At 59.4% G+C, this 26,984-nt stretch carries 25 protein-coding genes; 18 read left to right on the plus strand and 7 right to left on the minus strand.

The genetic code is table 11. The features are described 5' to 3' along the window. The first annotated feature begins 596 nt into the window (after positions 1 to 596). The 14 genes from ELQ88_RS23850 (at position 597) to ELQ88_RS23915 (ending at position 16,088) form a co-directional block, all read left to right on the plus strand. A complete protein-coding gene (locus tag ELQ88_RS23850) occupies positions 597 to 1,010 on the plus strand; it encodes an NADH-quinone oxidoreductase subunit A (RefSeq protein ID WP_003223812.1) in 414 nt (137 codons plus the stop codon). A 10-nt stretch (positions 1,011 to 1,020) separates the two neighbouring features. Then, entirely contained in the window at positions 1,021 to 1,695 is a 675-nt protein-coding gene (locus tag ELQ88_RS23855) for an NADH-quinone oxidoreductase subunit B (RefSeq protein WP_008146035.1), read from the plus strand. A gap of 73 nt (positions 1,696 to 1,768) precedes the next feature. Next, positions 1,769 to 3,553, plus strand: coding sequence for an NADH-quinone oxidoreductase subunit C/D (nuoC, locus tag ELQ88_RS23860; RefSeq protein WP_128871310.1), 1,785 nt, complete (start codon positions 1,769 to 1,771; stop codon positions 3,551 to 3,553). 2 nt (positions 3,554 to 3,555) lie between these two features. After that, positions 3,556 to 4,053 carry an NADH-quinone oxidoreductase subunit NuoE gene (gene nuoE, locus ELQ88_RS23865; RefSeq protein WP_128871311.1) on the plus strand — a complete coding sequence of 166 codons (498 nt, stop codon included), beginning with the start codon at positions 3,556 to 3,558 and terminating at the stop codon, positions 4,051 to 4,053. After that, positions 4,050 to 5,405: an NADH-quinone oxidoreductase subunit NuoF gene (gene nuoF, locus ELQ88_RS23870; protein ID WP_017339604.1), complete on the plus strand. Its 1,356-nt coding sequence runs from the start codon at positions 4,050 to 4,052 to the stop codon at positions 5,403 to 5,405. Before nuoE ends, nuoF begins: the two co-directional genes overlap by 4 nt. Positions 5,406 to 5,542: 137 nt before the next feature. Beyond that, on the plus strand, positions 5,543 to 8,257 hold the full coding sequence (gene nuoG, locus ELQ88_RS23875; protein ID WP_138968197.1) for an NADH-quinone oxidoreductase subunit NuoG: 2,715 nt from the start codon (positions 5,543 to 5,545) through the stop codon (positions 8,255 to 8,257). Beyond that, positions 8,254 to 9,261, plus strand: coding sequence for an NADH-quinone oxidoreductase subunit NuoH (nuoH, locus tag ELQ88_RS23880; protein WP_128871313.1), 1,008 nt, complete (start codon positions 8,254 to 8,256; stop codon positions 9,259 to 9,261). Before nuoG ends, nuoH begins: the two co-directional genes overlap by 4 nt. A gap of 9 nt (positions 9,262 to 9,270) precedes the next feature. Beyond that, a complete protein-coding gene (gene nuoI / locus ELQ88_RS23885; protein WP_026345730.1) occupies positions 9,271 to 9,819 on the plus strand; it encodes an NADH-quinone oxidoreductase subunit NuoI in 549 nt (182 codons plus the stop codon). 9 nt (positions 9,820 to 9,828) lie between these two features. Further along, a complete protein-coding gene (nuoJ, locus tag ELQ88_RS23890; RefSeq protein ID WP_007905076.1) occupies positions 9,829 to 10,332 on the plus strand; it encodes an NADH-quinone oxidoreductase subunit J in 504 nt (167 codons plus the stop codon). Positions 10,333 to 10,334: 2 nt separating this feature from the next. After that, positions 10,335 to 10,643, plus strand: coding sequence for an NADH-quinone oxidoreductase subunit NuoK (gene nuoK, locus ELQ88_RS23895; RefSeq protein WP_010458852.1), 309 nt, complete (start codon positions 10,335 to 10,337; stop codon positions 10,641 to 10,643). Next, positions 10,640 to 12,493, plus strand: a complete 1,854-nt coding sequence (gene nuoL, locus ELQ88_RS23900) for an NADH-quinone oxidoreductase subunit L (RefSeq protein ID WP_128871314.1) — start codon at positions 10,640 to 10,642, stop codon at positions 12,491 to 12,493. The genes nuoK and nuoL overlap by 4 nt, the downstream gene beginning before the upstream one ends. 40 nt (positions 12,494 to 12,533) lie before the next feature. Beyond that, on the plus strand, positions 12,534 to 14,066 hold the full coding sequence (gene nuoM / locus ELQ88_RS23905) for an NADH-quinone oxidoreductase subunit M (RefSeq protein WP_128871315.1): 1,533 nt from the start codon (positions 12,534 to 12,536) through the stop codon (positions 14,064 to 14,066). A 7-nt stretch (positions 14,067 to 14,073) separates the two neighbouring features. Next, on the plus strand, positions 14,074 to 15,537 hold the full coding sequence (gene nuoN, locus ELQ88_RS23910) for an NADH-quinone oxidoreductase subunit NuoN (RefSeq protein WP_128871316.1): 1,464 nt from the start codon (positions 14,074 to 14,076) through the stop codon (positions 15,535 to 15,537). A 209-nt stretch (positions 15,538 to 15,746) separates the two neighbouring features. Then, positions 15,747 to 16,088 carry a transcriptional regulator gene (locus ELQ88_RS23915; protein WP_138968199.1) on the plus strand — a complete coding sequence of 114 codons (342 nt, stop codon included), beginning with the start codon at positions 15,747 to 15,749 and terminating at the stop codon, positions 16,086 to 16,088. A gap of 595 nt (positions 16,089 to 16,683) precedes the next feature. Here ELQ88_RS23915 and ELQ88_RS23925 read toward each other — a convergent pair. Beyond that, positions 16,684 to 18,099, minus strand: a complete 1,416-nt coding sequence (locus tag ELQ88_RS23925) for a PAAR domain-containing protein (RefSeq protein WP_138968203.1) — start codon at positions 18,097 to 18,099, stop codon at positions 16,684 to 16,686. 674 nt (positions 18,100 to 18,773) lie between these two features. Between ELQ88_RS23925 and ELQ88_RS23930 the strand changes: the two genes are divergently transcribed. The 4 genes from ELQ88_RS23930 (at position 18,774) to ELQ88_RS23945 (ending at position 20,696) form a co-directional block, all read left to right on the plus strand. Continuing rightward, positions 18,774 to 19,136, plus strand: a complete 363-nt coding sequence (locus ELQ88_RS23930) for a DUF6124 family protein (RefSeq protein ID WP_138968205.1) — start codon at positions 18,774 to 18,776, stop codon at positions 19,134 to 19,136. A gap of 53 nt (positions 19,137 to 19,189) precedes the next feature. Next, positions 19,190 to 19,387, plus strand: a complete 198-nt coding sequence (locus tag ELQ88_RS23935) for a hypothetical protein (protein WP_138968207.1) — start codon at positions 19,190 to 19,192, stop codon at positions 19,385 to 19,387. A 242-nt stretch (positions 19,388 to 19,629) separates the two neighbouring features. After that, positions 19,630 to 20,199, plus strand: a complete 570-nt coding sequence (locus ELQ88_RS23940) for an antitoxin Xre/MbcA/ParS toxin-binding domain-containing protein (RefSeq protein WP_224790928.1) — start codon at positions 19,630 to 19,632, stop codon at positions 20,197 to 20,199. Then, the gene (locus tag ELQ88_RS23945) at positions 20,199 to 20,696 is read left to right on the plus strand and encodes an RES domain-containing protein (protein ID WP_138968209.1); all 498 of its coding nucleotides are present in this window, start codon (positions 20,199 to 20,201) and stop codon (positions 20,694 to 20,696) included. The genes ELQ88_RS23940 and ELQ88_RS23945 overlap by 1 nt, the downstream gene beginning before the upstream one ends. 346 nt (positions 20,697 to 21,042) lie before the next feature. On the opposite strand, the gene ELQ88_RS23950 is transcribed toward ELQ88_RS23945, so the two are convergent. Genes ELQ88_RS23950 through ELQ88_RS23975 form a run of 6 tightly spaced genes read right to left on the minus strand, consistent with a single transcriptional unit; the run spans position 21,043 to position 26,980 of the window. Further along, positions 21,043 to 22,785, minus strand: coding sequence for an ABC transporter substrate-binding protein (locus ELQ88_RS23950; protein WP_128871324.1), 1,743 nt, complete (start codon positions 22,783 to 22,785; stop codon positions 21,043 to 21,045). 48 nt (positions 22,786 to 22,833) lie between these two features. Beyond that, positions 22,834 to 23,106, minus strand: coding sequence for a DUF2160 domain-containing protein (locus ELQ88_RS23955; RefSeq protein WP_064678759.1), 273 nt, complete (start codon positions 23,104 to 23,106; stop codon positions 22,834 to 22,836). Between the two features lie 10 nt (positions 23,107 to 23,116). Beyond that, entirely contained in the window at positions 23,117 to 23,917 is an 801-nt protein-coding gene (locus ELQ88_RS23960) for a carbohydrate ABC transporter permease (protein ID WP_128871325.1), read from the minus strand. A gap of 8 nt (positions 23,918 to 23,925) precedes the next feature. After that, a complete protein-coding gene (locus tag ELQ88_RS23965; protein WP_138968210.1) occupies positions 23,926 to 24,792 on the minus strand; it encodes a sugar ABC transporter permease in 867 nt (288 codons plus the stop codon). Next, entirely contained in the window at positions 24,789 to 25,886 is a 1,098-nt protein-coding gene (locus tag ELQ88_RS23970) for an ABC transporter ATP-binding protein (RefSeq protein ID WP_138968212.1), read from the minus strand. The genes ELQ88_RS23965 and ELQ88_RS23970 overlap by 4 nt, the downstream gene beginning before the upstream one ends. Next, positions 25,886 to 26,980: an ABC transporter ATP-binding protein gene (locus tag ELQ88_RS23975; RefSeq protein WP_128871328.1), complete on the minus strand. Its 1,095-nt coding sequence runs from the start codon at positions 26,978 to 26,980 to the stop codon at positions 25,886 to 25,888. The genes ELQ88_RS23970 and ELQ88_RS23975 overlap by 1 nt, the downstream gene beginning before the upstream one ends. Positions 26,981 to 26,984 lie beyond the last annotated feature (4 nt).

Consider the following 26,984-nt stretch of genomic DNA (forward strand, 5'->3'; position numbering starts at 1 on the left):
GACTGGTTCGGGGCGTTTTTTTGCCCGGGATTTCCCCGCCTGACCTGACCACAATTCATCAGCACGCCGGTGATCATGCAGGAGCTGGCTTGCCAGCGAAGGCGTTCACTCATTCACCCCATGACTTTCGGGCCTCTTCGCTGGCAAGCCAGCTCCTACAGGGGGTCGTGTTGCAGCCATGATCACGAGGAAAAAAACATTGATCCGGAGCAGTTTCTTGCTCAGGAAAACAAGGTAAAACGACCCCGCCCACTACATGTAGTAACGCGCATATAAGACAACTTCCCACTCACCCATCCGCCAAACAGTTTAAAAACTACCACAAACAGTATTGATTATCATTTAGCTCGAAATATGTTCGTTACATTCCTTACAAAACATATTTAACGAAAACCCGCCTAATGCCCGCCACGCATGGGCTACAGGGCCCCGGAGGGGCGCGATGTCCTTATTTCACCCAATAATTTCGCTATCTGAATTTTACTTGCTCGGTGTTTAGCCATAAAATCAGCGGGATCGATTGCTGCGACATATCGTCACTGCGTTGTTTCTTTTTCAAGCTCAGAGACCTTTGCTCTCTGTTAAGGATTTCCAGCATGCCCGAAGCGACAGGACTCATGGCCCACAACTGGGGCTTTGCCATTTTCCTTCTGGGCGTCGTCGGCCTGTGCGCCTTCATGCTCGGCGTCTCAAGCCTCCTCGGGTCAAAAGCCTGGGGCCGCAGCAAAAACGAACCGTTCGAGTCCGGCATGCTACCTACAGGTGGCGCCCGCTTGCGGCTCTCAGCCAAATTCTATCTGGTCGCGATGCTCTTCGTGATCTTCGATATCGAAGCCCTTTTTCTCTTTGCCTGGTCTGTGTCCGTCCGCGAAAGCGGCTGGACCGGATTCGTCGAAGCTCTCGTTTTCATAGCAATTCTGTTGGCAGGTCTTGTCTACCTGTTCCGAGTGGGCGCCCTTGACTGGGCTCCGGAAGCTCGTCGCAAGCGGCAGGCGAAGCTGAAACAATGAGGCTTTGGCAATGCAATACAATCTCACCAGGATCGACCCCGATGCTCCTAACGAGCAGTATCCGATCGGCGAGCGGGAAACCGTTTCCGATCCGTTAGAAGATCAAGTCCACAAAAACATTTTCATGGGCAAGCTCGAAGACGTGCTTAACGGCACGATCAACTGGGGGCGCAAGAACTCCCTGTGGCCGTACAACTTCGGTCTTTCGTGCTGCTATGTGGAAATGACCACCGCCTTCACGGCGCCCCACGACATCGCGCGCTTTGGCGCCGAGGTTATCCGGGCATCGCCGCGCCAGGCGGATTTCATGGTTATCGCCGGTACCTGCTTCATCAAGATGGCGCCGATCATCCAGCGTCTCTACGAGCAAATGCTCGAGCCTAAATGGGTCATCTCCATGGGTTCGTGCGCCAACTCCGGTGGCATGTACGACATCTACTCCGTCGTTCAAGGGGTGGACAAGTTCCTGCCCGTGGACGTCTACGTGCCTGGCTGCCCGCCCCGTCCTGAAGCTTTCCTGCAAGGCTTGATGCTGTTGCAAGAGTCGATTGGACAGGAGCGTCGTCCGCTTTCCTGGGTCGTCGGCGATCAAGGCGTGTACCGCGCCGAGATGCCTTCGCAAAAGGAACAGCGCCGCGAACAGCGAATCGCAGTCACCAACCTGCGCAGCCCCGACGAAGTCTGATCCAGACCTGCTTCTTTTATAGAACGAGAACCTGGCTTCATTCTTTACGTTGACCGAAAGCGATAAAATAACCATGACTACAGGCAGTGCTCTGTACATCCCGCCTTATAAGGCAGACGACCAGGATGTGGTCGTCGAACTGAACAACCGTTTTGGCCCCGAGGCGTTTTCCGCCCAGCCTACCCGTACCGGCATGCCGGTGCTTTGGGTTGCCCGGGCCAAACTCGTCGAAGTCCTGACTTTCCTGCGCAACCTGCCCAAGCCGTACGTCATGCTCTATGACCTGCACGGCGTGGACGAGCGTCTGCGCACCAAGCGTCAAGGGCTGCCAAGCGGCGCCGACTTCACTGTGTTCTACCACTTGATGTCGATCGAACGTAATAGTGACGTGATGATCAAGGTCGCCTTGTCCGAGAGCGACCTCAGCGTACCGACCGTGACCGGCATCTGGCCGAACGCCAACTGGTACGAGCGTGAAGTCTGGGACATGTACGGCATCGACTTCAAAGGTCACCCGCACCTGACCCGCATCATGATGCCGCCGACCTGGGAAGGTCACCCGCTGCGCAAGGACTTCCCGGCCCGTGCCACCGAGTTCGATCCGTTCACCTTGACCCTGGCCAAGCAACAGCTCGAGGAAGAAGCCGCGCGCTTCAAGCCTGAAGACTGGGGCATGAAGCGTTCCGGGGCGAACGAGGACTACATGTTCCTCAACCTCGGCCCGAACCACCCTTCCGCGCACGGTGCGTTCCGCATCATCCTGCAGCTGGACGGTGAAGAGATCGTCGACTGCGTGCCGGACGTCGGTTACCACCACCGTGGTGCCGAGAAGATGGCCGAGCGTCAGTCGTGGCACAGCTTCATCCCGTACACCGACCGTATCGACTACCTCGGCGGCGTGATGAACAACCTGCCGTACGTGCTCTCGGTCGAGAAGCTGGCCGGCATCAAGGTGCCCGAGAAGGTCGACGTCATCCGCATCATGATGGCCGAGTTCTTCCGGATCACCAGCCACCTGCTGTTCCTCGGGACGTACATCCAGGACGTCGGCGCCATGACCCCGGTGTTCTTCACGTTCACCGACCGTCAGAAGGCGTACACGGTGATCGAAGCCATTACCGGCTTCCGTCTGCACCCGGCCTGGTACCGCATCGGTGGCGTCGCTCACGACCTGCCGCGGGGCTGGGAAAAACTGGTGAAAGACTTCATCGAGTGGATGCCACGGCGTCTGGACGAATACCAGAAAGCCGCACTGGACAACAGCATCCTGCGTGGCCGGACCATCGGCGTCGCGGCCTACAACACCAAAGAAGCCCTGGAATGGGGCGTCACCGGTTCCGGCCTGCGTTCGACCGGTTGCGACTTCGACCTGCGCAAGGCTCGCCCATACTCCGGTTACGAAAACTTCGAATTCGAAGTACCGCTGGCGGCCAATGGCGATGCCTACGACCGTTGCATCGTGCGTGTCGAAGAAATGCGCCAGAGCCTGAAGATCATCGAGCAGTGCATGCGCAACATGCCGGAAGGCCCGTACAAGGCGGATCACCCGCTGACCACGCCGCCACCCAAAGAGCGCACCCTGCAGCACATCGAGACCCTGATCACGCACTTCCTGCAAGTTTCGTGGGGCCCGGTCATGCCGGCCAACGAATCCTTCCAGATGATCGAAGCGACCAAGGGCATCAACAGTTATTACCTGACGAGCGATGGCGGCACCATGAGCTACCGCACCCGGATTCGTACCCCAAGCTTCCCGCATCTGCAGCAGATCCCTTCGGTGATCAAAGGCAGCATGGTCGCGGACTTGATCGCGTACCTGGGTAGTATCGATTTCGTTATGGCCGACGTGGACCGCTAAGCATGAACAGCACGCTTATCCAGACAGACCGTTTCGCCCTGAGCGAAACCGAGCGCTCGGCCATCGAGCACGAGTTGCATCACTACGAAGACCCGCGCGCGGCGTCGATCGAAGCCCTGAAGATCGTCCAGAAGGAACGTGGCTGGGTGCCTGATGGCGCTCTGTACGCCATCGGCGAGATCCTCGGCATCCCGGCCAGCGACGTTGAAGGGGTGGCGACGTTCTACAGCCAGATCTTCCGTCAGCCGGTCGGCCGTCACATCATTCGCGTCTGCGACAGCATGGTCTGCTACATCGGCGGCCATGAATCCGTGGTCAGCGAACTCCAGAGCAAACTGGGGATCGGCCTGGGTCAGACCACCGCCGACGGTCGTTTCACCCTGCTGCCGGTCTGCTGCCTCGGCAACTGTGACAAGGCGCCGGCGTTGATGATCGACGACGACACTTTCGGTGATGTGCAGCCTGCCGGCGTTGCCAAATTGCTCGAGGGCTACGTATGACCCTGACTTCCTTCGGACCTGCCAACCGCATCAAGCGGTCGGCCGAGACTCACCCGCTCACCTGGCGTCTGCGTGACGACGGCGAAGCCGTGTGGCTCGACGAGTACCAGGCCAAGAACGGTTATGCCGCTGCGCGCAAGGCTTTCGCCGACATGGCCCAGGACGACATCGTCCAGACCGTGAAAGACGCCGGCTTGAAAGGCCGCGGCGGTGCAGGCTTTCCCACTGGCGTGAAGTGGGGCCTGATGCCGAAAGACGAATCCATCAACATCCGCTACCTGCTGTGCAACGCGGACGAGATGGAGCCGAACACCTGGAAAGACCGGATGCTGATGGAGCAACTGCCCCATCTGCTGATCGAAGGCATGCTGATCAGTGCCCGCGCGCTGAAAACCTACCGTGGCTACATCTTCCTGCGTGGCGAATACACCACCGCCGCCAAGCACCTGAACCGTGCAGTGGAAGAAGCCAAGGCAGCGGGGCTTTTGGGTAAAAACATTCTGGGCAGCGGCTTCGATTTCGAGCTGTTCGTCCACACCGGCGCCGGGCGTTACATCTGCGGTGAAGAAACCGCACTGATCAACTCCCTCGAAGGCCGCCGCGCCAACCCGCGCTCCAAGCCGCCCTTCCCTGCCGCCGTTGGCGTGTGGGGCAAGCCGACTTGCGTGAACAACGTTGAGACCCTGTGCAACGTGCCGGCGATCATTGCCGACGGCGTCGACTGGTACAAATCGTTGGCCCGCGAAGGCAGCGAAGACATGGGCACCAAGCTCATGGGCTTCTCCGGCAAGGTCAAGAACCCGGGCCTGTGGGAATTGCCGTTCGGCGTCACCGGTCGCGAGTTGTTCGAAGACTACGCCGGCGGCATGCGCGACGGTTACAAGCTCAAGTGCTGGCAGCCAGGCGGCGCCGGTACCGGTTTCCTGTTGCCGGAACATCTGGACGCACAAATGTACGCCGGCGGCATCGCCAAGGTGGGCACCCGCATGGGTACCGGCCTGGCCATGGCGGTGGACGACAGCGTCAACATGGTGTCCCTGCTGCGCAACATGGAAGAGTTCTTCTCCCGTGAGTCGTGCGGTTTCTGCACCCCGTGCCGTGACGGTCTGCCGTGGAGCGTCAAGCTGCTGCGCGCGATCGAGAACGGTGAAGGGCAAGCCGGCGATATCGAGACCCTGCTGGGTCTGGTCGGTTTCCTCGGCCCGGGCAAGACCTTCTGTGCTCACGCACCGGGCGCCGTGGAGCCGTTGGGCAGCGCAATCAAATACTTCCGCCATGAGTTCGAAGCCGGCATCGCGCCCACCAGCGCCGTCGTCCCGCCTCTGGCAAGGCCGATCGTAGTCGGCGCTTAACGCTTTAAAAAAGGCGAAGGGTCCGTGCCCTTCGCTTTTCGTGCGATGACGCCGCAAGCGGCTGTGTTGATTCGCGCGGATAACAAGATTCCATTAGCCACGCCCGCTGACACCGGGCCAACGAAGAACTTTGAACCATGGCCACTATCCACGTAGACGGCAAAGAGCTCGAAGTCGATGGGGCGGACAACCTGTTACAGGCGTGTCTGTCGCTAGGCCTCGATATCCCTTATTTCTGCTGGCACCCCGCCCTAGGCAGCATTGGCGCTTGCCGCCAGTGCGCGGTCAAGCAGTACACCGACGAGAACGACAAGCGTGGTCGGATCGTCATGTCCTGCATGACGCCAGCGACCGACGGCAGCTGGATCTCCATCGACGACGAAGAAGCGAAAGTGTTTCGCGCCAGCGTCGTTGAATGGCTGATGACCAACCACCCCCACGACTGCCCGGTCTGTGAGGAAGGCGGTCACTGCCACCTGCAAGACATGACGGTGATGACCGGCCACAACGAGCGCCGTTACCGCTTCACCAAGCGTACCCACCAGAACCAGCAACTGGGCCCGTTCATTTCCCACGAAATGAACCGCTGCATCGCTTGCTACCGCTGCGTGCGCTTCTACAAGGACTATGCCGGCGGCACCGACCTCGGCGTATTCGGCGCCCACGACAACGTGTACTTCGGTCGCGTTGAAGACGGCACCCTGGAAAGCGAGTTCTCCGGCAACCTCACCGAGGTCTGCCCGACCGGTGTGTTCACCGACAAGACTCACTCCGAGCGTTACAACCGCAAGTGGGACATGCAGTTCTCGCCGAGCATCTGCCACGGCTGCTCCAGCGGTTGCAACATTTCCCCGGGCGAGCGCTACGGTGAACTGCGTCGCATCGAGAACCGTTTCAACGGTTCGGTGAACCAGTACTTCCTGTGCGACCGTGGCCGTTTCGGCTATGGCTACGTCAACCGCACCGATCGCCCGCGTCAGCCGCTGCTGGCCAACGGCGCCAAGCTGACCCTCGACGAGGCGCTGGATAAAGCCGCCGACCTGCTGCGCGGGCGCAACATCGTCGGTATCGGTTCGCCCCGTGCCAGCCTCGAAAGCAACTACGCGTTGCGCGAACTGGTCGGCGCCGAGCACTTCTACTCGGGTATCGAAGCGTCCGAACTGGAACGCATCCGTCTGGTGATGCAGGTGTTGAAAGACAGCCCGCTGCCGATCCCGAACATGCGCGACATCGAAGACCACGATGCGATTTTCGTCCTTGGTGAAGACCTGACCCAGACCGCCGCCCGTATGGCGCTGTCCCTGCGTCAATCGGTCAAGGGCAAGGCCGAAGACATGGCCGACGCCATGCGCGTTCAGCCATGGCTCGACGCCGCCGTGAAGAACATCGGTCAGAACGAACTGAACCCGCTGTTCATCGCCAGCCTGGCTGAAACCAAGCTCGACGACATCGCTGAAGAATGCGTACACGCAGCTCCAGACGACCTGGCCCGCATCGGTTTCGCCGTGGCTCACGCCCTCGACGCCAGCGCACCGGCCGTCGAAGGCCTGGACACTGAAGCACTCGACCTGGCCAAGCGCATTGCCGACGCCCTGCTCGCGGCCAAGCGACCATTGATCATTGCCGGCACCTCGTTGGGTTCCAAGGCGCTGATCGAAGCCGCGGCAAACATTGCCAAAGCCCTGAAGCTGCGCGAGAAGAACGGTTCCATCAGCCTGATCGTGCCAGAGGCCAACAGCCTCGGCCTGGCCATGCTCGGCGGCAACTCGGTCGACGAAGCGCTGCAAGCGGTGATCGATGGCAAGGCCGACGCCATCGTCGTGCTGGAAAACGATCTCTACACCCGCACTGATAAAGCCCGCGTCGATGCTGCCCTGAACGCCGCGAAAGTGCTGATCGTGGCCGACCATCAGAAGACCGCTACCAGCGATCGCGCGCACCTGGTCCTGCCAGCCGCCAGCTTCGCTGAAGGCGACGGTACGCTGGTCAGCCAGGAAGGCCGCGCCCAGCGCTTCTTCCAGGTCTTCGACCCGACTTACCTCGATGCGAGCATCCTGGTGCACGAAGGCTGGCGCTGGCTGCATGCCCTGCGCGCCACCCTGCTGAACCAGCCGATCGACTGGACCCAGCTGGACCACGTCACCGCTGCCGTGGCTGCAAGCACGCCGCAACTGAACCGCATCGTCGATGCCGCACCGTCCGCCTCGTTCCGCATCAAGGGCCTGAAACTGGCCCGCGAACCGCTGCGTTACAGCGGCCGGACCGCCATGCGCGCCGACATCAGCGTGCACGAACCCCGTACCTCCCAGGACAAAGACACCGCGTTTTCGTTCTCGATGGAAGGTTACTCGGGCTCGGTCGAACCCCGTCAACAGGTGCCATTCGCCTGGTCGCCGGGCTGGAACTCGCCGCAAGCCTGGAACAAGTTCCAGGACGAAGTCGGTGGTCACATCCGTGCTGGCGACCCGGGCACCCGCCTGATCGAAAGCACCGGTGATTCGCTGAACTGGTTCGCCAGTGTTCCACGTGCGTTCAACCCGGCTCCGGGCACCTGGCAGGTTGTGCCGTTCTTCCACCTGTTCGGCAGCGAAGAGAACTCTTCCAAAGCCGCACCGGTTCAGGAGCGCATTCCGGCCGCTTACGTCGCTCTGGCCAAATCCGAAGCCGACCGTCTGGGTGTCAACGACGGCGCCATGCTCAGCTTGAACGTGGCCGGTCAGACCCTGCGTCTGCCGCTGCGCATCAATGAAGAGCTGGGCGTTGGCCTGGTGGCATTGCCTGCGGGCATCGCCGGCATTCCGCCAGCAATCTTTGGCAAAACCGTTGACGGTCTGCAGGAGGCAGCTCAATGACCTGGTTCACGCCTGAAGTGATTGACGTGATCATCTCGGTCCTCAAGGCCATCGTGATTCTGCTCGCCGTGGTGGTGTGCGGCGCGTTGTTGAGCTGGGTCGAGCGTCGTTTGCTCGCCCTCTGGCAGGACCGTTACGGTCCGAACCGCGTCGGCCCGTTCGGCGCGTTCCAGATCGCGGCCGACATGATCAAGATGTTTTTCAAGGAAGACTGGACGCCACCGTTCGCCGACAAGATGATCTTCACCCTGGCACCGGTCGTGGCCATGAGCGCCTTGCTGATTGCCTTCGCGATCATCCCGATCACCCCGACCTGGGGCGTGGCGGATATCAACATCGGCATCCTGTTCTTCTTTGCCATGGCCGGTCTGTCGGTCTACGCGGTGTTGTTCGCCGGCTGGTCGAGCAACAACAAGTTCGCCCTGCTGGGCAGCTTGCGGGCCTCGGCACAAACCGTGTCGTACGAAGTGTTCATGGGCCTGTCGCTGATGGGCATCGTGATCCAGGTCGGCTCGTTCAACATGCGCGACATCGTCGAATACCAGGCGCAGAACCTGTGGTTCATCATTCCGCAGATCTTCGGTTTCCTGACCTTCTTCATCGCTGGCGTCGCCGTGACTCACCGTCACCCGTTCGACCAGCCGGAAGCGGAACAGGAACTGGCCGACGGTTACCACATTGAATACGCCGGCATGAAATGGGGCATGTTCTTCGTCGGCGAGTACATCGGCATCGTGTTGATTTCGGCGCTGCTGGTGACCTTGTTCTTCGGTGGCTGGCACGGTCCGTTCGGCATTCTGCCGCAGATCCCGTTCATCTGGTTCGCGCTGAAAACCGCGTTCTTCATCATGCTCTTCATCCTGCTGCGCGCCTCGATTCCGCGCCCACGGTATGACCAAGTGATGGACTTCAGCTGGAAGTTCTGCCTGCCGCTGACCCTCGTCAACATGCTGGTGACCGCTGCGATCGTGTTGCTCAACACGCCCGCCGTCGCGGCTCAGTGAGGATAGAGAATCATGAAGTACATATTTGACATCGTGCATGGCTTCTTCACCCAGCTTCGCAGCCTGGTGATGATTTTTGGCCACGCCTTCCGCAAGCGCGACACGCTGCAGTACCCGGAAGAAGCCGTGTACCTGCCGCCGCGCTTTCGTGGCCGTATCGTGCTGACCCGCGACCCCGACGGCGAAGAGCGTTGTGTAGCCTGCAACCTGTGCGCCGTGGCGTGCCCGGTCGGCTGCATCTCGCTGCAGAAAGCTGAAACCGACGACGGTCGCTGGTACCCGGAGTTTTTCCGTATCAACTTCTCGCGCTGCATTTTCTGCGGCCTCTGCGAGGAAGCCTGCCCGACCACCGCGATCCAGCTGACACCGGATTTCGAGATGGCCGAGTTCAAACGTCAGGACCTGGTGTACGAGAAAGAAGATCTGCTGATCTCCGGCCCCGGCAAAAACCCTGATTACAACTTCTATCGTGTTGCAGGTATGGCGATTGCCGGGAAGCCGAAAGGCGCCGCGCAAAATGAAGCCGAACCGATCAACGTGAAGAGCTTGCTGCCTTAAGGAAGAAAGATGGAATTCGCTTTCTATTTCGCATCGGGTATCGCGGTGGTGTCCACGCTTCGCGTGATCACCAACACCAACCCCGTGCACGCCCTGCTCTACCTGATCATTTCGCTGATTGCCGTGGCGATGACGTTCTTCGCCCTCGGCGCACCGTTCGCCGGTGTGCTGGAAGTGATCGCCTACGCTGGCGCCATCATGGTGCTGTTCGTGTTCGTGGTGATGATGCTGAACCTGGGCCCGGCCTCGGTTCAGCAAGAGCGCGTCTGGCTCAAGCCCGGTATCTGGCTCGGCCCGGTCGCCCTCGGCACCCTGCTGCTGGTTGAACTGCTGTACGTGCTGTTCAGCGACGCCAGCGGCCAGGCCATCGGCCACACCACCGTAGACGCCAAGGCCGTGGGCATCAGCCTGTTCGGCCCTTATCTGCTGGTGGTCGAACTCGCCTCGATGCTGCTGCTTGCCGCAGCCGTCACGGCGTTCCACCTGGGCCGCAACGAAGCCAAGGAGCAATGACGATGCCTGCTATCCCTCTGGAGCATGGTCTGGCGGTCGCCGGCATCCTGTTCTGCCTCGGTCTGGTCGGCCTGATGGTCCGGCGCAACATTCTTTTCGTGCTGATGAGCCTGGAGATCATGATGAATGCCTCCGCCCTGGCGTTCATCGTTGCCGGTAGCCGCTGGGGTCAGCCGGATGGACAGATCATGTTCATCCTGGTGATCAGCCTGGCAGCCGCCGAGGCCAGTATCGGCCTGGCGATTCTGTTGCAGCTGTATCGCCGCTTCCACACTCTCGATATCGACGCTGCCAGCGAGATGCGCGGATGAATCTTCTCTATCTGACTTTCGTATTCCCTCTCATAGGTTTCCTGCTGCTGTCGTTCTCCCGTGGACGCATCTCGGAAAACCTGGCCGCGCTGATCGGCGTCGGTTCCATTGGCCTGTCTGCCATCGTCACGGCTTATGTGATCTGGCAGTTCAACGTCGCCCCGCCTGAAGGCGGTCACTACACCCTGGTGTTGTGGCAGTGGATGGCGGTGGAAGGCTTTACGCCGAACTTCGCCCTGTACCTGGATGGCCTGTCCCTGACCATGCTCGGTGTGGTGGTCGGCGTCGGCTTCCTGATCCACCTGTTCGCGTCCTGGTACATGCGCGGTGAAGCCGGTTACTCGCGCTTCTTCGCCTACACCAACCTGTTTATCGCCAGCATGCTGTTTCTGGTGCTGGGCGATAACCTGTTGTTCCTGTACTTCGGCTGGGAAGGCGTGGGCCTGTGCTCGTACCTGTTGATCGGTTTCTACTACAGCAACCGCAACAACGGTAACGCCGCACTCAAGGCCTTCATCGTCACCCGGATCGGCGACGTGTTCATGGCGATCGGCCTGTTCATCCTGTTCCAACAGTTGGGTACGCTGAACATCCAGGAACTGCTGGTGCTGGCACCGCAGAAATTCCAGGCCGGCGACTTCTGGATGGTCATGGCCACCCTGATGCTGCTGGGCGGCGCTGTGGGTAAATCCGCGCAACTGCCGCTGCAAACCTGGCTGGCGGACGCGATGGCCGGCCCTACCCCGGTTTCGGCACTGATCCACGCTGCAACCATGGTGACCGCCGGTGTTTACCTGATCGCCCGTACCCACGGCCTGTTTTCCCTGGCGCCGGATATCCTGCACCTGGTTGGCGTTGTCGGCGGTGTGACCCTGGTCCTCGCCGGTTTTGCCGCACTGGTGCAGACCGACATCAAACGTATCCTCGCCTACTCGACCATGAGCCAGATCGGCTACATGTTCCTGGCCCTGGGCGTCGGTGCCTGGGATGGCGCGATCTTCCACCTGATGACCCACGCCTTCTTCAAGGCGCTGCTGTTCCTTGCATCCGGTGCGGTGATCGTGGCCTGCCACCACGAGCAGAACATCTTCAAGATGGGCGGCCTGTGGAAGAAACTGCCACTGGCCTACGCCAGCTTCATCGTCGGCGGCGCGGCCCTCGCGGCCCTGCCACTGGTGACCGCAGGCTTCTACTCCAAGGACGAAATCCTCTGGGAAGCGTTCGCCAGCGGCAACCAGGGTCTGCTGTATGCAGGTCTGGTCGGCGCGTTCATGACCTCGCTGTACACCTTCCGCCTGATCTTCATCGCGTTCCACGGTGAAGCGAAGACCGAAGCGCACGCCGGTCACGGCATCGCTCACTGGCTGCCACTGTCGGTGCTGATCGTATTGTCCACCGCCATCGGCGCGATGATCGTTCCGCCGCTGCACGGCGTGCTGCCGCAAAGCGTCGGCCATGCCGGCGGCGAAGCCAAGCACAGCCTGGAAATCGCTTCGGGCGCCATCGCCCTGGCCGGTATCCTGCTGGCCGCCTTGCTGTTCCTCGGCAAGCGGCGTTTCGTCACTGCAATCGCCAACAGCGGCATCGGCCGCTTCCTTTCGGCCTGGTGGTTCGCTGCCTGGGGCTTCGACTGGATCTACGACAAACTGTTCGTCAAGCCATACCTGGCGATCAGCCACGTACTGCGCAAAGACCCGCTCGACCAGACCATCGGTCTGATCCCGCGTATGGCCAAGGGCGGTCACACCGCCCTGAGCCGTACCGAAACCGGTCAACTGCGTTGGTACGCGGCATCGATGGCAGCCGGCTCCGTGCTGGTCATCGGCGCCATCGTGCTGGTAGCGGTCTGAATATGAACCTTGCGAACTTGCGAAAGGAATTGAGCCCGTCATGATTCTGCCTTGGCTAATCCTGATCCCCTTCATCGGCGGCCTGCTGTGCTGGATGGGTGAGCGCTTCGGCGCCACCCTCCCCCGCTGGATTGCGCTGATCACCATGTCCCTGTTGCTCTGCCTCGGCCTCTGGCTGTGGGCCACCGGTGACTATTCATTTGCCCCGGCGCCTGGCGCCGACCCGACCTGGGCGCTTGAGTTCAAGCACATCTGGATCGAGCGCTTCGGCATCAGCGTGCACCTGGCCCTCGACGGCCTGTCGCTGCTGATGATCATGCTGACCGGTCTGCTGGGCGTGCTCTCGGTGCTCTGCTCGTGGAAAGAAATCCAGCGTCACGTTGGCTTCTTCCACCTGAACCTGATGTGGATCCTGGGCGGTGTCGTCGGCGTGTTCCTCGCCCTCGACCTGTTCATGTTCTTCTTCTTCTGGGAAATGATGCTGGTGCCGATGTACTTCCTCATCGCGCTCTGGGGTCACAGTTCTTCGGACGGCAAGAAAACCCGGATCTACGCGGCGACCAAGTTCTTCATCTTCACTCAGGCTTCCGGCCTGATCATGCTGGTGGCGATCCTCGGTCTGGTTCTGGTCAACTTCAACGACACCGGCGTGATTACCTTCAACTACGCCGACCTGTTGAAAACCAAGATGTCGCTGAGCACCGAGTACATCCTGATGCTCGGCTTCTTCATCGCCTTCGCGGTGAAGCTGCCCGTCGTGCCGTTCCACTCCTGGTTGCCTGACGCTCACGCCCAGGCACCGACCGCGGGTTCGGTCGACCTGGCCGGTATCTTGTTGAAGACAGCGGCCTATGGTCTGCTGCGTTTCGCCCTGCCACTGTTCCCGAACGCTTCGGCGGAGTTTGCGCCGATCGCCATGACCCTCGGTCTGATCGGGATCTTCTACGGTGCGTTCCTGGCCTTCGCGCAAACCGACATCAAGCGTCTGATCGCCTTCTCGTCCGTTTCCCACATGGGCTTCGTACTGATCGGCATCTACTCCGGCAGCCAACTGGCGCTGCAGGGCGCGGTCATGCAGATGCTGGCGCACGGTCTGTCGGCCGCGGCACTCTTTATCCTCAGTGGCCAGTTGTACGAGCGCACCCACACCCGCGACATGCGTGAGATGGGTGGCCTGTGGTCGAAGATCGCCTACCTGCCGGCCCTCAGCCTGTTCTTTGCCGCGGCGTCCCTGGGCTTGCCGGGTACCGGTAACTTCGTCGGTGAGTTCCTGATCCTGCTCGGCACCTTCCCCTCGGCGCCTGTGGTTACCATCATCGCGACGTCGGGCCTGGTGTTCGGTTCGGTCTACTCGCTGATCATGATCCACCGCGCGTACTTCGGCCCGGCCAAATCGGACGCGGTACTGCATGGCATGGACGGTCGCGAAATGATCATGGTGGTCGGGCTTGCGGCGCTGCTGATCTACATCGGCGTGTACCCGCAACCGTTCCTCGATACCTCTGCCGCGACGATGCATGGCGTGCAGCAATGGCTCGGTACCGCCTTCACTCAACTCGCTTCGGCCCGGTAAGAGCGCTATGGAATTCACGACTCAACACTTTATCGCGCTAGCGCCGTTGTTGATCACCAGCGCCACGATCATCGTGGTGATGCTGGCGATTGCCTGGCGCCGCAACCACTCGCAGACCTTCCTGATTTCCGTGGCGGGTCTGAACCTGGCGCTGCTGTCGATCCTGCCAGCCTTGAAAGTCGCGCCTCTGGCCGTGACCCCACTGCTGCAAATCGATAGCTTCGCCTGCTTGTACATGGCGCTGATCCTGGTCGCCACCCTCGCTTGTGTGACCCTCGCCCACGCCTACCTCGGCGATGGCGGTTCGGGTTACCCGGGCAACCGCGAAGAACTGTACCTGCTGATCCTGATGGCCGCCGCCGGCGGCCTGGTGCTGGTCAGCGCGCAGCACCTGGCCGGGTTGTTCATCGGTCTGGAACTGCTGTCGGTACCGGTCTACGGTCTGGTGGCGTATGCCTTCTTCAACAAGCGTTCGCTGGAAGCCGGTATCAAGTACATGGTGCTGTCGGCCGCCGGTTCCGCGTTCCTGTTGTTCGGTATGGCGCTGCTGTATGCCGACTCCGGCAGCCTGAGCTTCAACGGCATCGGTCAGGCCCTGGCGGCCACCGGCCTGCCAAGCTCGCTGGCGCAACTGGGCCTGGGCATGATGCTGATCGGCCTGGCGTTCAAGCTGTCGCTGGTGCCGTTCCACCTCTGGACCCCGGACGTCTACGAAGGTGCTCCGGCACCGGTGGCCGCGTTCCTGGCTACTGCGTCGAAAGTCGCGGTGTTCGCGGTGATGGTGCGTCTGTTCCAGATCTCTCCGGCGGCGAGCAGCGGTGTGCTGAGCGACGTGCTGACCATCATCGCCATCGCGTCGATCCTGTTCGGTAACCTGCTGGCGCTGACCCAGAGCAATCTCAAGCGTCTGCTGGGTTACTCGTCCATCGCCCACTTCGGTTACCTGCTGATCGCCCTGGTGGCGAGCAAAGGCCTGGCCGTGGAAGCCATCGGCGTGTACCTGGTCACTTACGTGATCACCAGCCTCGGCGCGTTCGGCGTGATCACCCTGATGTCCTCGCCGTACAACGGCCGCGACGCCGATGCCCTGTACGAATACCGCGGCCTGTTCTGGCGCCGTCCGTACCTGACCGCCGTGCTGACCGTGATGATGCTGTCCCTGGCCGGCATCCCGCTGACTGCGGGTTTCATCGGCAAGTTCTACATCATCGCCACCGGCGTCGAGTCCCACCAATGGTGGCTGGTCGGCTCCCTGGTACTGGGCAGCGCCATCGGCGTGTTCTACTACCTGCGTGTGATGGTCACTTTGTACCTGATCGAACCGAACCTGCGTCGTCACGATGCGCAACTGCATTGGGAGCAACGTGCGGGCGGCGTGATGTTGCTGGCTATCGCCGCACTGGCGTTCTTCCTTGGGCTCTATCCACAGCCGTTGCTGAACCTGGTTCAGCAGGCGGGGTTGGCGGGTTGATCGTTTAGGCGGTACTCGGTAGTAAATAGAAACGGCACCTTCGGGTGCCGTTTTTGCGTTGTAGGATTTGTTACCGCTGCCCTGCCCTCCTTCTGCAATCCCCGAAAGCTCTCGCCGAATTGTCCGTTTCGTCCTACAGCCAGAATCAAGCACTTGGTACTACCTTGGAGACCAAACGCTGAATAGAGAAATCAACACGAGAATCCACAATGAAACGTGACATTTTTTCCGAACTGATGGATGGCCTCGAATCCTTGGCCGACGAGCGCCAAGGCAAGATCGCGCTGCGGACCCACAAGGTTCAGCTGCCAAAACTGGTACCCATCACTGCCGAGGAAGTGGTAGCCATCCGCCTACAACTCAACCTTTCCCGGTCGGTGTTCGCCATGTATCTGCGCACCAACACCCGAACCCTCGAAAACTGGGAACAGGGACGGGCAACGCCAAATGCCCAAGCCACGATACTGATCCGCTTGGTTGAACGCTTTCCACAAACCATCGAGCAGCTCGCCGCCCTGACCCGAGCGGTAGAGGCTGCACCACACAAATGACGAATTTTGTAATTTTTAAGCTTGAGGTGATCGCCCCAAAAATCATTCCAACTTCATCAGCCCATACGCAATGAATCCCCAAACAGCAATGCCAACCAGCATCACCGCTTTGATTTTCAGTAGCCGCTTTAGACTTGTCCCAATGGTGCACCAGGCTACGGCTGGAAATGCCGAGGGCCGTCTTTAACTTGGGGTGATCACCCATAAAATTACTCAAACTTCATCAGCACATAGCCAACCATTACCCAAATTGCACTAGCAACAAGCATCGCTACATCTGTTTGTAGAAGTCGTTTGAGATGAGGAGGGAAATTTTCGATATCGACGGGGTCCACATCGCCGATGCGGATATACGCCCTAGGCCACACCACCATCCCGGCAATCTTATTGATTAGTAAGTACCCTCCAAACCAACCCTGATTCCGCAGGCCGGGGCCCCAAATATAAATGTAACGACTGTTCTTTAAGGCTTGCATCATGGCGTCTAGATGACGCCGACTCAGGTATAGACTGAATACAATATGTACATAAATCAGCAGAATTGGGCCTGCTAGAAGCCAGAAAGCTAACCAAGTTGTCCAAAATCCCTCCCCTATCACTGATGTGTTTTCTCATACAAAATTTCACCAGCTCTCTCACCTCCCGTACCAACATAAGTCGTACCCACCCATGCGCCAACACCTATCACAGCCGCTACGCAGATAACTCCTCCAACTCCTGTAGAGACTCCAAGCGCCAAGCAGATCGGACCACTGGCATGTCGAGCTATCTCGCCACCCGCAATGCCACCACCGGTAGACCCAAAAAATTTACCCCCTTCAGTAAACTTTACCTTTCCACAAGCCTCTGCAGAGCCGGTATTACAAACCTCCTGAATACTCAACAGAGAAGACACCCCACCAATGCCAATGCCGATGTAACCACCACTCTGCATATATTTGGCTGCACGGCTGGTTGCATTCACATGGGTGGCATAACCTGGTATCTGGCCCGGCCCCCCGGCCTTATCCCAGTGATACACCAAGCTGCGACTGGAAATACCGAGAGCCGACTTCAATTTGGGATGATCACCCAAGGTCGTCTGCCCACGCAGGCGAGTGGAATTCAGCAGATGTGCATCCAGCTGGGCGAGCAGACGCTGCCGCTCGGCGAAGAACTGCGGCGATCTGAGGTGGCCGTGTTGGCGATAGGTGTCCTGATGCAGGCGCTCCATGGCTTGAAGGGTATCGCGCAGGCTGGTCAGGTGTTTTTCCATCACCATCGCGCTGACGCCAAGCCAGGTCGAGGTCCGACCGGTAAAACTGGCGATTTCAGCAGCGTGACGGAACATGAAATCGGCTTCCTCCGGTGTCAGGGGATCAAGGTCAGCCTTGACCTGTTGAGCAGTCTGCATCAGCAGCGCTTCCTGATAGGTGCAGGAGGTGTTATCCGGATCGCTCAGCACGATCATCGAACCTGCTTTGAGGTCGCCTGACCTGGGGTTGAGCGCGTGAAACTTGCTCATCACGGCCGGGTCGCGCGCGGGGAACAGCGTCGCTTCCAATGCTTCGCGAGTCATGCTTTTGGGTACGACATAGAAGCCAGGTTCCTGGGGCTCTACGCTGTTGAATACCGCTGGCGCTGGAGGGCTTGAAGGGACGAAACCGGATTGACGCGGCGCTACGGAATGCCGGGCCGCCGCAGGAGAGTTCGGTTGAGCGGCGCTATGTGTGGCATTCCGCGCGGGACGTGCTTCATTCTGATAGGTAGCCGTGAATACCGAAGGGATCAGTTGTGCTTTACAGGGACAATTGCTGTAGCTGTCCAGCGTGCCAGCCACGTGCTTGCCATGACTGATTATGTGCGAAACGCCACCGACGATTCGATAAGTCTTCCCGTCCTCTCCACAAGTGACCCGATCGCCTTCGCGAGCGTGAGCGAGGCCATACATCATGACTCTGGTATCGCCATCCAGGACTTTGCCACCGCAGGTGGTCTTGTCATTCAAGCCAATGAAATAACCTTCTTTCATTGATGTACTTCTCCATTTTCATGCGACTTAGCCCACGGTGTTTTCGACCGTAGATTGAGAATATTGCGCGACGACGAATAAGACGGTGGAACGCGTGCTGAAAGCAATCCAATGGCATAGTCAAATGAACGAATAGGAATTTTCGTAATAACAAACAACCAATTTCCTACAGCGGAAGTTTCAAAATGTAACTTTTCTTTAAAATGTAAGCGCGGTGTCTGTGTTGTTTCTTTCACGAGCGAGCGCAGCCCGATGGATAGACTAAACAACGACATCTTCCTGGACTGTGTGAAAACCCTACTGACCTGAGCGGCGCTCAAAGAAATTTAAACACTCATGTTTAATCGCTTCGAAAATTACTTCGTGAAAAGCCACAACACCTTGCGGCGTTACCTACAGGTAAGACAGAATCCGCCGGCTTGTGTGTCTTGGGTATGGGTTCTATCGTTTGCCGGTCACTGAAAAACAGTGATCGGGTTTGGTAGACCCGTAGCATCGACGCATAGCGTCACCCTTTACTGTCCAATGTTTGGGCGGTGTTTTTATGGTGGCCATGCGCAGGGCTCCTTCGGGGGCGCCGGTTACGATGCCCGGTCTACCAACCTTCGTATGGTCACCGCCTTCGTTTGGTAGCGAGGATGTGATTCCTTTTAAATAGCATCGGAGTTCCATCTATGTTCAAGGTCACACCCAATCCGCCGGACAGCGATCCGGCATCCCCGTACGAAACCCTCGAATCAAAAAAACTGCATGACACCACCGAGCACGCCCTCGACTATCACCCAAAGCCGGACGTCCCCATCATGGAAAACCCGCGCACTCCCGGCACCATGTTCATCGTCAACCCGGAACTCGATACCGAAACCCTGCTGGCCCATGCTTGCGAGTCGCTGGCCTCGGCCAACGTCATGACGATGGATTTGGCGGACCACACGGATGGGCCCAGGCGCAATACCCTATTGGGCATCGCGCAAGTCATCATGCTGGGTGAGCTGGCGGTGAACCGGGCGCTGGATCGGCTTGACCCGATTGAATAGTCCCGGCCGCAGTGGCTTCGGCTGAGCGTCATGAAATCAACGCGAGAACGAAAATGAAACGTGACAGCTTTTTTGAACCGGCAGAAGGCTTTGATGGGTTGGCTGTTGAGCGTCTGAGTGATGCTGAACCCAGTTACCAACGCATTGGAGCAATGAAAGTAAAACGGGTGATTCCCGAAGACTTCGACGCGCCATTATCCAACGAAATGCTTGATGCTTTTGAAGGCTCTTTGCGATCCCTATACCAGTAAATCAGCGGTGCAAAGGGCTGGAGAGCTTTGTGGTCCGGGATGACCTCTTCGCTGGCAAGCCAGCTCCTACAGGGATCTGTGGTGTTCGCACCCATGGTGACGACGCAAAACTGTGCTCAGTATTTGTTGTAGCACTTCATTGGCAAGCATTGGGGTTCTCAATGCTGGCCAATGAAGTGCTAGGTGCTCTCTGCCATTTGGCATTATAGTCAATGCCAGATGTCTTAGCGCCGGAGGCTACCATGAGTGCCAAGAAGAAAATAGAACCAACCGATGGAGCCCACGTAAGGGTTGATCGGGTCGGTACAGCTAAATCGCGCAACGCTGAAGCGGCCTTGGCGCTTTTGAAAAACAACCAGCCTGCGGTGGCATTGACTGATACACCTCGCGCCACACACATGGTTGCGATATTGCTCCACGGCGACGTGAGTGATGATCGTATGGAGATTTACAGGGCCGTAAGAAACGGTTTCCCGCTTCAGTCGGTGATTGACATGATTGAACACAGTGACGTTTACAAACGGTATGGCGTGCTGTCGAGGATCGTGGGCGCTTCTGATCGCACCCTGGCCCGACGGTTGAAATCCCCGGAAGAAGTCTTGACCTGCGAGCAAAGCACGCGCGCACTCTATTATGCCGAGGTGTTGGAGAAGGCCACCGATGTGTTGGGCTCGCGTGAGCTGGCCGAGCAATGGATGGTCAAACCTGCTCGCGGCCTGGATGGTGAGATGCCCATTGATTTGATTTCCAACTCGGTGGGTTATGAGCTGGTGACTGACTTTCTGACGCGCATCGAGTACGGGGTCTATTGATGGCTAAAGACCCTTTAGGCAGTGAGATTCACTTCTGGCGCCTTGACGCTGCTGAGTATGCCCCCACCTGGCATTTGGGTGTGGGAGCAGAAAAGGTGGGTGGACGCTGGAACCCTAAAGGCATGGCCACGGTTTATGCCAGCCTGGATGCCTCTACGGCCATTCTTGAGGTGGCCGTACACAAGGATTTCGATGCGCTGGATTGCAAGCCCCATCGCCTGACGCAGGCCCGTGTGCTGGACCCGTCCAGGATATATGTGGTGCAGCCCGACGGTATTGCAAACCCTAATTGGTTGGTACCCGGCACGCCTAGCCGCAGCCAGCAGCAGTTCGGTGCTGACCTGCTGAACCAGCATCCCTTTGTATTGGTGCCTTCCAGCGTGTCGCCGCATAGCTGGAATTTGCTGATGAACCCGCAAAAGGCTAATGGCTTGTACGAGCTGGTGATGCAAGAGCCTTTTGGCCTGGATGGTCGGCTTAATAAGCCTCAAGCCTGAAGAGCATCTTTTCCTCAAGTACCCAACGCACAGTCGATCAAAACCTGTGGGAGCGGGCTTGCCCGCGATGGCGTTGGAACAGGCGCAGGTGGTCTGTTGTCATGGCGAGTGTTTCAGGCTGGAGAGCTTTGTTGTCCGGGATGGCCTCTTCGCTGGCAAGCCAGCTCCTACAGGGGGCTGCGGCTGGACGAATGCATTCGTGGCGCGGCGCAGGGGTTGTGGCTGGATGAACGAACTGTAGCGCAACGCAAAACCTGTAGGAGCCGGCTTGCTGGCGAAAGCGGTGGCACAGGCACAAACAAAAACGGCACCTTCCGGTGCCGTTCGTATTTCAAGGTCCAGCCGGTTACTTACGCGCCGCCTCCCACGATTTCAGCAGTTCGGCATAACTCACGGTTTCCCCTTTAGGCTTCTCGTTCGCCAGTTTCGGCTTCGGTGCGCCTGGCTGATCGAACCAGTACTGCGCATCCCGCTCAGGATTCATTTTCGGTGCGCAGGTCGCTTGTGCCTTCGAACGTTCCAGACGGGTCATGATCGCGTCCTGATCCTTGGCCAGGCCATCCAGCGCCTGTTGCGGGGTCTTCTCGCCACTGGCGGCTTCGGCGATGTGGCTCCACCACAGTTGCGCCAGCCGCGGATAGTCCGGCACGTTGGTCCCGGTCGGGGTCCACTGCACCCGGGCCGGGCTGCGGTAGAACTCGACCAGGCCGCCGAGTTTCGGTGCCAGGTCGGTCATGGCTTGGGAGTTGATGTCCGATTCGCGGATCGGGGTCAGGCCGACGATGGTTTTCTTCAGCGAGACGGTTTTCGAGGTCACGAACTGCGCGTACAGCCAGGCCGCCAGTCGTTGCTTCTCGGGCGTGGACTTGAGGAAGGTCCAGGAACCGGCGTCCTGATAACCGAGTTTCATGCCCTCTTCCCAATACGGACCTTTCGGCGATGGAGCCATGCGCCACTTCGGCGTGCCGTCGGTGTTCATCACCGGCAGGCCCGGTTTGGTCATGTCGGCGGTAAACGCGGTGTACCAGAAGATCTGTTGGGCGATGTTGCCCTGGGAGGGCACCGGGCCGGACTCGGAGAAGGTCATGCCCGCCGCTTCCGGCGGGGCATATTTCTTCAGCCAGTCGACGTATTTGGTGGTGGCATAGACCGCCGCCGGGCCGTTGGTGTCGCCGCCCCGGGTAATGCTGGAGCCGACCGGATGACAGTCCTCGACGCGGATGCCCCACTCGTCCACCGGCAAGCCGTTGGGGATGCCCTTGTCGCCAGCGCCGGCCATGGAGAACCAGGCATCGGTGAAACGCCAGCCCAGGGACGGGTCTTTCTTGCCGTAGTCCATGTGCCCGTAGATGCGTTTGCCGTCGATTTCCTTGACGTCCTCGCTGAAGAATTTGGCGATGTCTTCATAGGCCGACCAGTTCACCGGTACACCCAATTCGTAGCCGTACTTTTCCTTGAATTTCGCCTTCAGGTCCGCCCGCTCGAACCAGTCGGCGCGGAACCAGTAGAGGTTGGCGAATTGCTGGTCGGGGAGCTGATAGATCTTGCCGTCCGGTGCGGTGGTGAAAGAAATGCCGATGAAGTCCTTGATGTCCAGGGTCGGCGAGGTGTAGTTCTTGCCTTCGTTGGCCATCAGGTCGGTGATCGATTCGGTCTTGCCATAGCGAAAGTGCGTGCCGATCAGGTCCGAGTCGTTGACCCAGCCGTCATAGATGTTCTTGTCCGATTGCATCTGGGTCTGCAGCTTTTCCACCACGTCGCCTTCCTGCAGCAGGTCGTGGGTCAGCTTGATCCCGGTGATCTCGGTAAAGGCCTTGGCCAGTACCTTGGATTCATATTCGTGGGTGGCGATGGTTTCCGAGACCACCTTGATGTTCATCCCGCGAAACGGCTCGGCGGCCTTGATGAACCACTTCAACTCCGCGAGCTGCTGCTCTGGCGTGAGGGTGGACGGTTTGAATTCGCTGCCAATCCATTTTTTGGCGGCGTCTTCATAGGCATCGGCCCAGGCCGCAGCGCTCAAACCGCTGAGTGCCAGCATGGCTGCCAATGAAACGCTATGTCGCAGCTTATTGTTTTTGTCGAACATAGAGACCTCCTGTTTAGGTTTCGGAGCAACGTTGCCGATCGATTTCGACTAGCCCCAACGCATCACAGCCAACAGCCACACCAGGGACACCGCGAACGCGACCCAGATGCTCCATTCGGTAGCGCCGATTACCAGCAAATGCAGGTAGGCGCTGCCGAGAAGACCGATAAACAGCCGATCGCCACGGGTGGTGGCAATCGGCAGGAAACCCCGCCGAGGGACACTCGGTGAGCGTAGCTCCCAGGTCGTCATGCCCACCAGGATCAAGGCAATGGCGCAGAAGAACGCCGCAGTGGGGACGGTCCAACTCATCCATTCCATCATCAGTTCCTCATACCCGGCCCAGGGCAAAGCCCTTGGCCACGTGGTTGCGAACAAACCAGATCACCAGCATGCCCGGCAGGATGGTCAACACCCCCGCCGCTGCCAGCACGCCCCAGTCGATGCCCGACGCCGAGACCGTGCGCGTCATCACCGCGGCGATGGGCTTGGCGTTCACCGAGGTCAGGGTTCGCGCCAGCAGCAGCTCGACCCAGGAAAACATGAAGCAGAAAAACGCCGTGACACCGATCCCGGAGCCGATCAGCGGGACGAAAATCTTGACGAAGAACTTGGGGAAACTGTAGCCGTCGATGTAGGCCGTTTCGTCGATCTCCTTGGGCACGCCGGACATGAAGCCTTCGAGAATCCACACCGCCAACGGCACGTTGAACAGGCAATGGGCCAACGCCACCGCGATGTGCGTATCGAACAGCCCGATCGAGGAATACAGCTGGAAGAACGGCAGCAGAAAGACCGCCGGCGGTGCCATGCGATTGGTCAGCAGCCAGAAGAACAGGTGCTTGTCACCGAGGAAACGATAACGCGAGAACGCGTACGCCGCCGGCAGCGCCACGCTCAGCGAGATCACCGTGTTCAGGCTCACGTAGTACAGCGAGTTGAGGTAACCGTTGTACCAGCTCGGATCGGTGAAGATCACCTTGTAGTTGGCGAAGGTGAAGTCCTGGGGAAACAGCGTCAGGCCGCCGAGGATTTCACCGTTGCTCTTGAAGGACATGTTCAGCAGCCAGTAAATCGGTACCAGCAGGAACAGGATGTAGATCAACAGCGGAATGAGCTTTCTTTTACTCATGGCGGACCTCAGCGGTTGGCGTCAGAGTGAGTCATGGCGGTGTAGAACAGCCAGGACACCAACAAAATGATCAGGAAATACACCAGGGAGAAAGCAGCAGCGGGTCCCAAGTCGAATTGCCCTACGGCCATCTGAGTCAAGGTCTGACTCAAGAACGTCGTGGCATTACCCGGACCGCCGCCCGTCAACACAAACGGTTCGGTGTAGATCATGAAGCTGTCCATGAACCGCAACATCACCGCGATCAACAGCACGCTCTTGAGCTTGGGCAACTGGATGTGCCGGAACACCGCCCAGGCCGAGGCCCGATCGATCCGCGCCGCCTGGTAGTAAACGTCCGGAATCGCCCGCAGGCCGGAAAAACACAACAGCGCCACCAGTGACGTCCAGTGCCAGACGTCCATCACCAGCACCGTGACCCAGGCGTCCATGGTGTTGGCTGCATAGTTGTAGCTGATGCCCATGGCATTGAGGCTCGAACCGAGCAGGCCGATGTCCGCCCGGCCGAAGATCTGCCAGATGGTGCCGACCACGTTCCACGGGATCAGCAGCGGAATCGCCAGGATGATCAGCACCAGCGACGACCAGCGGCCCTTGGTCGGCATGGTCAGGGCGATGGCGATGCCCAGGGGGATTTCGATCAGCAGCACGCACCCTGAGTAGATGAACTGGCGCAGCAGCGAATCATGCAAGCGAGGATCGAGCAGCACCTGGCGGTACCAGTCGGCGCCGACGAAGTAGCGGCTGGACTGGTCGAAGATGTCCTGCACCGAGTAGTTGACCACGGTCATCATCGGGATCACCGCACTGAACGCCACCAGCAAAAACACCGGCAACACCAGCCACCACGCCTTGTTGTTGTACACCTTGTTCATGACTGTGCCTCCAGCAAGTAATCATCGGCATACACCATCAACCATTGCGCCGGGAAGCTGATGTACGCCGTACCTTCTGGCACCGGCTTGTCTTCGGCCAGGCGCACTTTCAGCGGCGCGCCGTCGAGGTCCAGGGTCACGATCTTGTAGGTGCCCAGGTCTTCGACGTGTACGACTTGGGCCCGCAGCGCGTCATCGAAGGGTTCATCCCACACGTGGACGAATTCCGGCCGGATACCGACCTTCAGGCTGTGCCACTCGGACTCGGCGATGCGCTGTTGCTGTGCAGCGGACAGCGGCAAGTGAGTCGAGGCGAACCCGACGCCCCCCGGTTGCGGCGTCACCTCGATCAGGTTCATGCCCGGGCTGCCGATGAAATAGCCGACAAAGGTGTGGCTCGGGCGCTCGAACAGTTCCCGCGGCGTGCCGAACTGCACGATCTGCCCGCCGTACATCACCGCAATCTTGTCGGCAAAGGTCGAGGCTTCCAGCTGATCGTGAGTGACGTAGACCATGGTGATGTTGAATTGCTCGTGGATCTGCTTGAGCTTGCGCCGCAGCTTCCACTTCAGGTGCGGGTCGATCACCGTCAACGGTTCGTCGAAGAGGATGGCCGACACGTCATCGCGCACCAATCCCCGGCCCATGGAGACTTTCTGTTTTTCGTCGGCGGTGAGGTTGCGCGCCTTCTTGCTCAGCAATGCCTGGAGGTCGAGCACTTCGGCGATTTCCTGCACCTTGCTGTGAATCTTCGCCTCCGCCATGCCCTGATTGCGCAGCGGGAAGGCCAGGTTGTCGTACACCGTCATGGTGTCGTAGACCACCGGAAACTGGAAAACCTGGGCGATATTGCGCTTCTCCGGGGTCAGCGCGTTGACCACTTTGCTGTCGAACAGCACCTGGCCCTGGGATGGGCTGAGCAACCCGGAAATGATGTTGAGCAAGGTCGACTTGCCGCAGCCCGAAGGCCCGAGCAAGGCGTAGGCACCGCCCTGCTCCCAGACATGGTCCATCTCGCGGATCGCATAATCGTCGGGACCGGTCGGCGTGCGGATGTAGCTGTGGGCGAGGTTCTGCAAACGGATTTCGGCCATCAGGCAACCCTCGCGATACGGCGACCGGGCGCCTGGACCAGCCGCCCCTGCATATCGAACACAAACAGTTTATGGGTCGGTATGTAGATGCGAATTGGCGCGTCGACGTCGTATTCATGGACCCCGGGCAGGTGCAGCACCAGCAGGAAATGCTCGTTGCGCACGTGCAGGAAGGTTTCCGAACCGCTGATCTCCGCCACTTCGACGGTCACCGCCAGTTCCAGATCGTCATCGTTGCTGGGCACCAGCGAAATGTGGCTGGGCCGCACGCCGAAGCGGAACTCGCCCTCGCCCACCGGCCGCAGGTCCACGTTCAACGGAAAGTGCACGAAATTGGCGAAACTCACTTCGTTGCCGGCGATGCGGCCGGGCATCAGGTTGATTGGCGGCTCGCTGAACAGCTCGGCGGCCAGTACGGTCTGCGGCTGGTGATACACCGCCGAGGACTTGCCGCTCTGGATCACCCGACCTTCATGGAGAATGGTCGTGGTGCCGCCCAGGGCCAGGGCTTCGTTGGGTTCGGTGGTGGCATAGATGGCGATGGTGTGATGCGCCTTGAACAGCTCGCGCATCTCCTGGCGCAGTTCCTCGCGCAACTTGTAGTCGAGGTTGACCAGTGGCTCGTCGAACAGGATCAGCTCGGCGTCCTTGACCAGCGCCCGGGCCATGGCCGTGCGCTGTTGCTGGCCGCCGGAGAGTTCCAGCGGATAGCGCTGCAGAAATTTTTCGATGCGCAGCATCTTCGCGGTTGCCAGCACCTTGCTCTGGATCAGCTCGTTGGAAACACCGCCCTGGCGCAACGGCGAAGCAATGTTCTCGAACACCGTCATGGTCGGGTAGTTGATGAACTGCTGATAGACCATCGACACATTGCGCAGGCGCACCGGGCGCTGGGTGACGTCGACGCCGTTCATCAGGATGCGGCCGCTGTCGGGCTTGTCCAGCCCGGCCATCAGGCGCATGAGGCTGGTTTTGCCGGACAGGGTGCGGCCGAGCAAAACGTTGAAGGATCCAGGCTCGAAACTTAAGTTAGCATCGTCGATCCAGGTCTGGCCCTCGACGGTACGGCTGACGTGCTCCAGGGTTAATGACATGGCT

The organism is Pseudomonas sp. MPC6 (assembly GCF_006094435.1).
Classification (GTDB): domain Bacteria; phylum Pseudomonadota; class Gammaproteobacteria; order Pseudomonadales; family Pseudomonadaceae; genus Aquipseudomonas.

Excerpts from the sequence above, each read along its gene's own strand:
- nuoN (WP_128871316.1), top strand. The coding sequence starts at position 14,074 with ATGGAATTCACGACTCAACACTTTATCGCGCTAGCGCCGTTGTTGATC.
- nuoC (WP_128871310.1), top strand. The coding sequence starts at position 1,769 with ATGACTACAGGCAGTGCTCTGTACATCCCGCCTTATAAGGCAGACGAC.
- nuoK (WP_010458852.1), top strand. The coding sequence starts at position 10,335 with ATGCCTGCTATCCCTCTGGAGCATGGTCTGGCGGTCGCCGGCATCCTG.
- ELQ88_RS23855 (WP_008146035.1), top strand. The coding sequence starts at position 1,021 with ATGCAATACAATCTCACCAGGATCGACCCCGATGCTCCTAACGAGCAG.
- nuoL (WP_128871314.1), top strand. The coding sequence starts at position 10,640 with ATGAATCTTCTCTATCTGACTTTCGTATTCCCTCTCATAGGTTTCCTG.
- nuoE (WP_128871311.1), top strand. The coding sequence starts at position 3,556 with ATGAACAGCACGCTTATCCAGACAGACCGTTTCGCCCTGAGCGAAACC.
- nuoM (WP_128871315.1), top strand. The coding sequence starts at position 12,534 with ATGATTCTGCCTTGGCTAATCCTGATCCCCTTCATCGGCGGCCTGCTG.
- ELQ88_RS23975 (WP_128871328.1), bottom strand. The coding sequence starts at position 26,980 with ATGTCATTAACCCTGGAGCACGTCAGCCGTACCGTCGAGGGCCAGACC.
- ELQ88_RS23955 (WP_064678759.1), bottom strand. The coding sequence starts at position 23,106 with ATGGAATGGATGAGTTGGACCGTCCCCACTGCGGCGTTCTTCTGCGCC.
- ELQ88_RS23915 (WP_138968199.1), top strand. The coding sequence starts at position 15,747 with ATGAAACGTGACATTTTTTCCGAACTGATGGATGGCCTCGAATCCTTG.
- ELQ88_RS23925 (WP_138968203.1), bottom strand. The coding sequence starts at position 18,099 with ATGAAAGAAGGTTATTTCATTGGCTTGAATGACAAGACCACCTGCGGT.
- ELQ88_RS23970 (WP_138968212.1), bottom strand. The coding sequence starts at position 25,886 with ATGGCCGAAATCCGTTTGCAGAACCTCGCCCACAGCTACATCCGCACG.
- ELQ88_RS23965 (WP_138968210.1), bottom strand. The coding sequence starts at position 24,792 with ATGAACAAGGTGTACAACAACAAGGCGTGGTGGCTGGTGTTGCCGGTG.
- ELQ88_RS23930 (WP_138968205.1), top strand. The coding sequence starts at position 18,774 with ATGTTCAAGGTCACACCCAATCCGCCGGACAGCGATCCGGCATCCCCG.
- nuoJ (WP_007905076.1), top strand. The coding sequence starts at position 9,829 with ATGGAATTCGCTTTCTATTTCGCATCGGGTATCGCGGTGGTGTCCACG.
- nuoH (WP_128871313.1), top strand. The coding sequence starts at position 8,254 with ATGACCTGGTTCACGCCTGAAGTGATTGACGTGATCATCTCGGTCCTC.
- nuoF (WP_017339604.1), top strand. The coding sequence starts at position 4,050 with ATGACCCTGACTTCCTTCGGACCTGCCAACCGCATCAAGCGGTCGGCC.
- ELQ88_RS23950 (WP_128871324.1), bottom strand. The coding sequence starts at position 22,785 with ATGTTCGACAAAAACAATAAGCTGCGACATAGCGTTTCATTGGCAGCC.
- ELQ88_RS23960 (WP_128871325.1), bottom strand. The coding sequence starts at position 23,917 with ATGAGTAAAAGAAAGCTCATTCCGCTGTTGATCTACATCCTGTTCCTG.
- ELQ88_RS23850 (WP_003223812.1), top strand. The coding sequence starts at position 597 with ATGCCCGAAGCGACAGGACTCATGGCCCACAACTGGGGCTTTGCCATT.
- nuoG (WP_138968197.1), top strand. The coding sequence starts at position 5,543 with ATGGCCACTATCCACGTAGACGGCAAAGAGCTCGAAGTCGATGGGGCG.
- ELQ88_RS23945 (WP_138968209.1), top strand. The coding sequence starts at position 20,199 with ATGGCTAAAGACCCTTTAGGCAGTGAGATTCACTTCTGGCGCCTTGAC.
- ELQ88_RS23935 (WP_138968207.1), top strand. The coding sequence starts at position 19,190 with ATGAAACGTGACAGCTTTTTTGAACCGGCAGAAGGCTTTGATGGGTTG.
- ELQ88_RS23940 (WP_224790928.1), top strand. The coding sequence starts at position 19,630 with ATGAGTGCCAAGAAGAAAATAGAACCAACCGATGGAGCCCACGTAAGG.